This is a genomic window from Chryseobacterium contaminans, assembly GCF_001684955.1.
In the GTDB taxonomy this organism is placed as follows: Bacteria; Bacteroidota; Bacteroidia; order Flavobacteriales; family Weeksellaceae; genus Chryseobacterium; species Chryseobacterium contaminans.
This window is the reverse complement of record NZ_MAYF01000050.1, coordinates 1-9533: the sequence shown is the minus strand read 5'-3', so window position 1 is coordinate 9533 and position 9533 is coordinate 1. Positions and strand designations below refer to the sequence as shown.

The following is a 9533-nucleotide window of genomic DNA, read 5'->3' as shown; positions in this document are numbered from 1 at the left end:
TTTCCGTTTTATGCGAACCTAAGGTTTTCAGTATTCAACCATGCGGAAATCATTACATCTAAGGGAATACCTTCAACAGGAAAAACATTTTTTGCAGCATCAGTACCTATCAGTGTCAATAATGATATTCTAAATTTTATGACCAGTATACTGGCTACAGAAGATAACACTACTGTTACCATTAGCGGCTACAGTCCGCTTGTACAATTCTCAAATGGAACTACTGGAACTACCAACCCGACTTTAAACATTACCTTAAACAAAGGGCAATCCTATATTATTGATGGTCTTGGAAATATTGCCGGAAATTTTGATGGGTTTATCGGGGCTAAAATCACCTCAAACAAACCCATTAATGTTACTAATGGAAACTTCAATGGCCAGTATGCCGGAAATTTCCCAACCAGTTCTGATATCTTAATGGATCAGGCTGTTCCCGTTGACAGACTCGGGAGTGAGTTTGCCCTCGTTAAGGGTAATGGAAGTATTGGAGCCAATATGGAAGGAGCTGTGGTTATTGCTACCCAGGACAACACCCAGATCTATGTGAATAACGAATTAACACCTATTGCCACAATCAATACCGGAAAATATTTTGTAATTCCGGACACCAAATACAGTCTACAGGGAGGAGGTCACTATAACCTATATATTAAAACCTCCAAGAACGCCTATGTTTACCAGATCTTGGCAGGAGATTCAAATACCTCGAATGAAGTAGCTACCGGAGGTTTCAACTTTATTCCTGCTTTAAATTGTTATCTTCCCAAACAGATCAATGAACTGGGTTTCATCAATGAAAACTTTGTTCATTCCAATATAAACCCTTCAGGAGTACTTAATATTCCCACAAAACTCAACCTTATTACAGAAAAAGGAGCTATAGTTACTGTAAACGGAGGCACTCCGCCTGCCTCTACAGGCCCTTATAATATGACAGGAACTAACAACTGGGTTACTTATGGCATTCCTAATATCACAGGAACAATAACAATAGTTTCAAATAAAGCCATTACCGCAGGAATCACAGCAGGAAGTGATGCGGTAGGATATGGAGGATTCTTTGCAGGTTTTCCCACACAGCCCGTTATATTAAAATCCGGAGGATCTTGTATTCCGGGAATTGAACTTACTGTAGATCCCATTATTTATGATACCTACCAATGGTACAGAAACGGAATTGCAATTCCAGGAGCCAACAGTGCTTCTATTACTCCAGCTCAATCAGGATATTATACCTGTTCTGTAACAATGGGAAGCTGTGCTCCTTTGATTACTGAGCAATTCAAAGTTACCAATTGTACTAAACTGACTACTACAAACTATGATGTTTGTACTTCACAAACCATTACCCCGGCATTCAGCAGTTCAACTCAAACTCCTGTACCAGCTACTGTAGCTATCACTACTCCTCCAGCCTTGGGTACAGCTGTTATAAACCCCACTACCGGAGTTATTACTTATACCGTCAATACTCCTGGTACCGCTGGAAATGATACATTTACCTACACTTTCTGTGGAAATGATCCTGATTTTCCTGATTGCGAAACGGTAACTGTAAATATTAGCATTAAAGCTATTGTTGCTACCAATGCAGTATTATTTGCCTGTGATGTAAATGGAAAAGGAACATTTAACCTTACCACCGCCAGTGTAACAACCAATAACCCTGTTAATAAAACCTTCTATCCTACTTTAATTGACGCACAAACAGAAAACCCCGCAGCTTTAATTACCACTCCTGACATTTATTCAGCAGTAAATGGCACCATCGTGTATGCTGTGCTCAAAAATACACTTGGATGTAAAAGCATTGCTCAAATAACACTATCTCTTTATAATAAAGCTGTAGTGCCTGATAATTACAATGGCATATTCTGTGATGATAATTTCGATGGGACAGTAAATATCAATCTTTCAAACATCACACCCATTGTCCTTAACAATCCCAATTATTTTACGGTTAGATATTATGCAAATTTAACAGATGCCAATGCAGGAAATACCAATACCCTACCGAATAACTGGAGCTATACCACCACTACCACAATCTATATCAGAGTAGATTCTCCTGACGGATGCGCCCCCGTAATTAAACCTTTAAAATTCAGTATTGGAGACAAAATAAAGTTAGCAAGCCAGTCTGTAACAGAAAATGTATGTGATGATGACTTGGATGGAATAAAAACGGTAAACCTAGCCCAGTTTATCCCTATGTTTGTTTTAGATCCAACTGTGACTTTTACTTTTCATACAAGTCTAGCTGATGCTCAGACCAATGTTGGCCCAATCACTTCAACAGTAAATATTACGACACCCCAAACATTCTATATCCGTTTTGAAAAAAATGGAAGTTGTCCGGAAGTTGCTTCCCTAAAAATTACGATTAAAATCCCTAAAGCATCAGCCATTCTTACAGATAAGATGATTTGTCCTAAAACGACAACAACTCTGGACGCAGGCCCCGGATTTGAGAAATATTTATGGAGTACCGGAGCTACTTCCCCTTCCATCACCAATGTACCAGCCGGAAGTTATTGGGTGGAACTTACTTCTAATGGATGTACTTACAAACAAAATGTGAATGTTACCGAATACACAATCCCAACCATTACCTCCATTGAAATTGATGGAACAACCGTAAAAATTGGAGCAAGTGGTGGCACTCCTCCTTATGAATACTCTTTGGATGGAGTTATATGGCAGACTTCAAATGTTTTCTATGATGTACCAAGGGGTCCACATTATGTAGTAGTAAGAGACTCTAAAATGTGTGCAGAAGTGAAAAAGGAATTTGCTATTATTAACCTAATCAATACCATTACCCCTAACGGTGATGGACGCAACGAAACAATTGATTATTCAGCATTAATGTCTCACGATAATCTTGTATTCAGAATCTTCGACCGCTACGGAGCCGAACTTTTCAGAGGTACTCGTGAAAATCGATATACATGGGACGGAAGAGTTGGTGGCAGATATACTCCTACAGCCACTTACTGGTATTTTATCAGCTGGACAGAATATGGTTCCTCCGTTTCAATCAAGTACACAAGCTGGCTGCTGGTCAGACACCGATAAAACATCTGAAAGGTTGAAAGAAAGCAATGTTCTTTCGACCTTTTTATTATCATTCCGGCGTTAATCTGAATCGGAAATACATTTATAACATTCATTAACAATTCAATACTAAAGTTTAATATAACTTTAACCACTATTCTTTATCTAACTAAGCACAAATTGCTGTATTTCTATGTAATTTTGCCAATTATATGAAGAAACTGTTTACTCTGTTGCTACTGATTTTTCTGGCAAAAATCAATGCTCAAACATATTCCGGAGAGGTATTTCTAAGAGATAACTCTATCCTTTATCTTAATCAGGTATATGTTACCAATCTTAATACACAAAAAACTGTGCTTGCTGACTATAATGGTAATTTCAATGTTCCGGCCAATCCCGGAGACGTTATCCGCTTTACCTCTATTGTTACGGAAAGAAAAGATATCAAGATAACCCCTCAGTTATTAGGACAGAAAAACCTCGTAGAACTAAAAATAGCCTATTATGAGATCCAGGAAATTGTACTCAGCAGGTTTAAACCTACAGGAAACCTCAGATATGATGTAAACTCTCTCAGAAAAGAAGATAAAGCATTGGCCATTAAAAAAGTCATCGGACTTCCTGAACCTAAGGGAGACGGAACACCACCTGAACTTCCTGTTGCCGGATTAAGGGATGGCGGACTTACTTTCAGTCTTGAAAGTATTTATGATATGCTTTCTGGTGAAAGAAAGAAAAAACAGCGTTATCAGGCTTATGAAAGAATGAACAGCTCTATCGCTCAGGTTAAAAATTACTTAGGAAAAGATTATTTTGCGAAGTTTAAGATTCCGGAAAACCTGATTGATAACTTTTTACAATTTGTATATACTTCAGAAAATATACAGCCTTATGTACAGGCAGGAAACTTTGAAGCAATAAAAATTCCTATTGAAAAATATATGCCTATTTATCAAAAGAGATTAAGAAACTCACATCTTCAGGAAGTGGTAACTCCTCAACAAACCCAGCCAACCGATAAATAACAATTGAAATCTATATAAAAATCCATGCAGTTTGACATGGATTTTTTTGTGGCAAGACGAAAACATCTATTATTAATCATTCGCTTTTTATATAATACATTTCATTTATATATAAAAATATGTTTAATTTTATGTAACGATCATGTGTTTAAAATAAAAACAATACTATTTCGTTATCCAACTAAAGACTAATCGACCCAAACACAAATTAAGAAAAAGTACCCAATTTTTAACTTAATATTATATTAATGAAAAAAATACTTTTACTTCTTGCCTCGGTCTTGTTTTTCAGCGTGTCTGCCCAAAAGAAGGGAAAAGATTATAGTGAAATTCTGAAAAGCAATAATATCTACGAAATCAATGCCTTCCTAAGGGATGCCCACCCTGATGACCCCCGAAGATCTGTACTGAAGCCCCGCGTTATGGAAATGATGAAAGAATACATCAAAAATGCCCATCCTGAGGATCAAAAAGTAAAAGATATGCAGGAAATGCTGGCCTTACTAAGAAGACGGCCTTCTACAAAGATCACATTTGATGAAATGAATGCTATTATCAAACAGAAGCAAATTGCCAAATATAAAGCAGAGCTTGCTGCCAAAAAACCAACGGAAACTTATACACCAAGCAACCCGCAAAATACTTTTGTTGTAAACACAGCCGCCAATACAGCTATTCCCAACGCAGAGGCGGAGGAATTTAATATGCTGATGAACGTCTCTCCTATTGAACATCAAAACAAGACTGTTAAAATCCTTAATTCTTTATTTGATAATGATCCCAACGCCAAAGAATGTATTGTTCTCATCCAAAATCAATCTGACTGCAATATTATTGTAAGAATGGAAGGGGTAGGAAATACAAAGTACAGACTTGCTGTTCCGGCTCATAAAGACAACTCAATTGTAGTAGAAAAAGGACAATATCTTTTCACAAGCCTGGTATGTGGAGCACAGTATGCATCACAAAAAACTATTCAAAAACCAATCATGGTTGCTTTAGGCAGCGCAACAGCAAAATAATCAAAACAATATAATAGTTTCACCATAGGTCTTTTAAAGCTAAAAGGCCTTAATTCTGTGTAAATTTTATTACTTTTGCAGTCATTTTATAAATGACTCATGGGCAAGAATAAATTAGCAAGATTTGCAGAAAACAAGATATTACCAAATGTAATTCAACCTACAAGAGAAGAGGCTTTAAAAGGCTTTGAACTTAAAGGAAAATGGAGAGAGAACTTCTTTAAAAATGACAACCCGATTGTTCTGGAGCTAGGCTGTGGAAAAGGAGAATATTCCGTAGGATTGGCTAAAACATTTCCTGAAAAGAACTTTATTGGGGTAGATATTAAAGGGGCAAGATTTTGGTTTGGAGCTAAAGAAGCGGTGGAAAACAATATGAATAATGTTGCTTTTTTAAGAACACAAATCGAACTTGTAGATTATTTTTTTGCTGAAAATGAAGTGGACGAAATCTGGATTACCTTCCCGGATCCACAGATCAAATATAAAAGAACAAAACACAGACTTACACACCCGGACTTTTTAGCACGTTATAAAAAATTCCTTAAACCAGGTGGAATTGTCCACCTGAAAACAGACTCTGAATTCCTTCACGGCTATACACTGGGGTATTTACAGGGAGCAGGACATGAAATCATTTCGGCTCACCATGATATCTATGGAGCTCCGGAATATGATCCTAATACACCACATTTGAGAGATATTCAAACGTATTATGAAGGGCTATTCTCAGCAAAAGGGAAAACTATAACCTATATAAAATTCCGGATTAACTGATGAAATAAACAAACACCTTTGATGAAAAAAAAATTTTTGACGATTTTATTTTTCACTTTCCTTACCTCCGGCTTTACACACGCTCAAAAAAGCAGTAAAGACATCTTAAAAAGCACAAATATTAAGGAAATTGAAGAATATCTTAAGACCGCACATCCTGACGATCCTAAAAAGAGTGTGCTAAAACCTAAGCTTATTGCATTAAAAAACTCTGAATGGACAAAGGGAGCGCGTACTGCCAAACCTATGGAGGCCAGGCCCGTTATTGCAGACATTCCCAAAAATGCCATGAAAGATCCCAATTCTAATGAAGCGGAAGAATTTAAGCGCTTAATTGCCGAAACATCTGCAGAGCATAAGGAGAAAACCGTACAGCTTCTGAATACAATGCTTAATGAAGATATTACTAAAAAAGAATCAATTCTTTTATTTAAGAATAATTCAGACTGTAACATTGTTCTTAGGATCGAGGGGAAAGATTATTACAATCTCGCTGTTCCTGCACACGGGGAAAACTTTATTATCATTAATAAAGGCTTTTATACCCTGAACAGTAATGTTTGTGATATGAAATACTTCTCTCAGAAAGACATAAAAAGAAGTATCTTTGTGACTATAGATAATCCAGCCCAGCCAGGAACTCCACGAGTTTCCACAATAACGGCAGTGTCTGAAAAACCATTAAAAAAAAGAAGCAAAAAATAAATAGGTATGAAAAAGCTATTAGTTCTTACCGGGATTTCAATCATCCTTACCAGCTGTAGTGTTAATTATGGCGGTTATCCAATTAGAAATCCCTATCCTACCAGTACAGGTGGTGGTAGTGCAGCTAATACAGAGAGAGAATATAATGAACTGATGAAGACCTATAAATCAGAAACAGCTGAAGTTCTTACAGATCTCCTTAATGAAGCTGATCCCAGCAATCCCAGAACCTCCCTTTCAGTAGAAAATGCCTCCCGCTGTAATATGGTTCTTACCATCAGTGGAAACGGATATTTTAAAAAGGTTCCCATTGGAGCCGGAAAAATTGGAGCGGTGATGGTTCCTAAAAACCAAAGCTACAGATTATCAGGAATGTTGTGTAACTCATCCTATCAGTCTACAAAATTTATTACAAGTTCATACAGTATCAAAATAACGAACTAAAAAATAAACCCTCACAATAACCTGTGAGGGTTTATTTTTTATTGTAATATTTCCCGGAATACTAAGGGCAATTAATTCCGGCTCTCTCACAAGCGTTATTTACATTTCGCTGTAACAACTATTTAAAGCCGGCATTTGAGCTTATATGGAAGTATAAAAGGATATGATCTGTAAAATCTGAGAGACGATATAAATAAAAAAACGCTGGACCGAAATCCAGCGTTTTTCCTATATTAAAGAAAATCTTTAATTATTCTGCATCGAAATCAGCATCTGTATCAGCAGATACCTTTTCTCCTTCTTCTTTAGATTTTTCTTTATCAGCTTTTCTTTGAGACTGACCTTCTTTGATAGATTCAGAAACTACGCTAAGGATCATATCAATAGACTTAGAAGCATCATCGTTTCCTGGGATAACGAAGTCTACTTTTCTAGGGTCAGAGTTTGTATCAACGATACCGAAAACTGGAATACCAAGTTTCTTAGCTTCAGTTACCGCGATGTGTTCTCTTAAGATGTCAACTACAAATACAGCAGAAGGAAGTCTCACCATGTCAGCGATAGAACCTAAGTTCTTCTCAAGGTTAGCTCTTTGTCTGTCAACTTGTAATCTTTCTTTTTTAGATAAAGTTTCGAACGTACCGTCTTTTTTCATTTTGTCGATAGAGTTCATCTTCTTTACCGCCTTTCTGATAGTAACGAAGTTCGTTAACATACCTCCAGGCCATCTTTCTGTAATATAAGGCATATTAAGTTCAGAAGCGTGTTTTGCAACTACTTCTTTCGCTTGCTTCTTAGTAGCTACGAAAAGAACTTTTTTACCTGCAGAAGTTAATTTTTCTAAAGCGCTGCACGCCTCATCTAATTTAACTGCTGTTTTATGTAAGTCTACAATGTGAATACCGTTCTTCTCCATAAAAATGTATGGAGCCATATTTGGGTTCCACTTTCTAGTCATGTGACCGAAGTGTACGCCAGCCTCTAAAAGGTCTTTTACATTTGCTTTTGCCATGTTTTCTGTTTTTGTTAGTTTACTTTCCGTCTTTTAAACAATCAACAACTTCTTTAGATGGGAGAAGCGTTTGGATGCTAAACGTAACGGGCAATTGGCGGTTTGCTTTTTGCTTTTGGCAATTGGCTTTTCGCCGAGATTAAGTTTAAAAAAAATTTAATACATTCCTGTAGCCAGTAGCCATAAGCCATCTGCCAACGAGAAATCTTAACGTTTTGAGAATTGGAATCTCTTTCTTGCTTTTTTCTGACCTGGCTTCTTTCTTTCCACCATTCTTGCGTCTCTTGTAAGTAAACCAGCTGGCTTCAATGCTAATCTGAACTCAGCGTTGATTTCGCATAAAGCTCTTGAAATACCTAATCTGATAGCCTCTGCCTGACCTGTATTACCACCACCGAATACGTTTACGGTAACATCATACTGACCAACAGTCTCAGAAAGGATGAACGGTTGGTTTAATTTATAAACCATCACGTCTGTAGAGAAATATTCTTTAGCATCTTTACCGTTTACTGTAATGTTTCCAGAACCTGGTTTTACATAAACTCTAGCTACAGAAGTTTTTCTTCTTCCGATTTTGTGAACTATAGACATAATTAATTATTTAAATTCGTTAACATTAATTGTTTTAGGCTGTTGAGCTTCATGTTTGTGCTCAGTTCCTTCATATAAATAAAGGTTCTTAAGGATAGCAGCACCTAATCTGTTTTTAGGTAACATACCTTTTACAGACTTCTCTAATACCTTTAAAGAATCTTTCTTTTGAAGTTCAGCCGCAGTCATAGACTTCTGTCCACCAGGGTATCCTGTATGCCAGATATAAGTCTTATCAGCCCACTTGTTTCCGGAAAGTGTAATTTTCCCAGCATTCAAAACGATTACGTTATCACCACAATCTACGTGAGGCGTGTAGTTCGTTTTGTGCTTACCTCTCAAAATCTTTGCAACCGTAGAAGCTAGTCTTCCTAACGGCTGTCCTTCAGCGTCTACCACAACCCATTCTTTATTAGCAGTAGCTTTGTTCGCTGAAACAGTTTTGTAACTTAATGTATTCACACGTTTTAGTTAAAGATTAAACATAATTTACCCCTAAAAGGGTGTGCAAAGGTACAAATTATTTTTGTAACCCAAAAACATATTTCATTTAATCTATAAAATGTCGGATAATCAACCCTCTAACAATAGATTTTAACACTAATTATATTTTTGGCATAAAACTTGTAAAATGTTGTGGCGATGAAAAAAACGTTTAGAAGGTTCTGAAAACACAAGTATGATAAAGCAAGAGTTTCTTCCCTCAACTCTTTCTTTATTACTTTCTCCGAAAATTATTTTCTACTTATTTGAACCTGGTCTTCTTCCACATAATACCAAATTATAAAGTCTCTAACATTGTAAAAAGATAGGAATGTATGATCCATTCCTTTTCTTTCAAGAACAATTACTTACAGATTTTAGTTTTCTTTTAAAGATTTATTCAAAAGC

Annotated in this window: 9 protein-coding genes; 6 read left to right on the top strand and 3 right to left on the bottom strand. The window is 36.5% G+C overall.

Going from position 1 to position 9533, the window contains the following annotated elements:
- The 6 genes from BBH99_RS04585 to BBH99_RS04560 form a co-directional block, all read left to right on the top strand.
- A partial coding sequence (locus tag BBH99_RS04585; RefSeq protein WP_066692599.1) for a T9SS type B sorting domain-containing protein occupies positions 1 to 3081 on the top strand: 3081 nt, incomplete at its 5' end.
- Positions 3082 to 3272: 191 nt separating this feature from the next.
- The gene (locus BBH99_RS04580) at positions 3273 to 4088 is read left to right on the top strand and encodes a hypothetical protein (protein ID WP_066692594.1); all 816 of its coding nucleotides are present in this window, start codon (positions 3273 to 3275) and stop codon (positions 4086 to 4088) included.
- 248 nt (positions 4089 to 4336) lie between these two features.
- Complete coding sequence (locus BBH99_RS04575; protein ID WP_066692591.1) at positions 4337 to 5110, top strand: DUF6759 domain-containing protein; 774 nt, start codon at positions 4337 to 4339, stop codon at positions 5108 to 5110.
- 99 nt (positions 5111 to 5209) lie between these two features.
- On the top strand, positions 5210 to 5887 hold the full coding sequence (trmB, locus tag BBH99_RS04570) for a tRNA (guanosine(46)-N7)-methyltransferase TrmB (RefSeq protein WP_066692588.1): 678 nt from the start codon (positions 5210 to 5212) through the stop codon (positions 5885 to 5887).
- 21 nt (positions 5888 to 5908) lie between these two features.
- Entirely contained in the window at positions 5909 to 6592 is a 684-nt protein-coding gene (locus BBH99_RS04565; RefSeq protein WP_228390738.1) for a DUF6759 domain-containing protein, read from the top strand.
- 6 nt (positions 6593 to 6598) lie between these two features.
- The gene (locus BBH99_RS04560; protein WP_066692586.1) at positions 6599 to 7036 is read left to right on the top strand and encodes a DUF6759 domain-containing protein; all 438 of its coding nucleotides are present in this window, start codon (positions 6599 to 6601) and stop codon (positions 7034 to 7036) included.
- Between the two features lie 250 nt (positions 7037 to 7286).
- Here BBH99_RS04560 and rpsB read toward each other — a convergent pair whose 3' ends face one another.
- The 3 genes from rpsB to rplM form a co-directional block, all read right to left on the bottom strand.
- Positions 7287 to 8048: a 30S ribosomal protein S2 gene (gene rpsB, locus BBH99_RS04555; protein ID WP_034692922.1), complete on the bottom strand. Its 762-nt coding sequence runs from the start codon at positions 8046 to 8048 to the stop codon at positions 7287 to 7289.
- A 207-nt stretch (positions 8049 to 8255) separates the two neighbouring features.
- Positions 8256 to 8642: a 30S ribosomal protein S9 gene (gene rpsI, locus BBH99_RS04550; RefSeq protein ID WP_007843277.1), complete on the bottom strand. Its 387-nt coding sequence runs from the start codon at positions 8640 to 8642 to the stop codon at positions 8256 to 8258.
- A gap of 6 nt (positions 8643 to 8648) precedes the next feature.
- Complete coding sequence (rplM, locus tag BBH99_RS04545; RefSeq protein WP_002976217.1) at positions 8649 to 9104, bottom strand: 50S ribosomal protein L13; 456 nt, start codon at positions 9102 to 9104, stop codon at positions 8649 to 8651.
- Positions 9105 to 9533 lie beyond the last annotated feature (429 nt).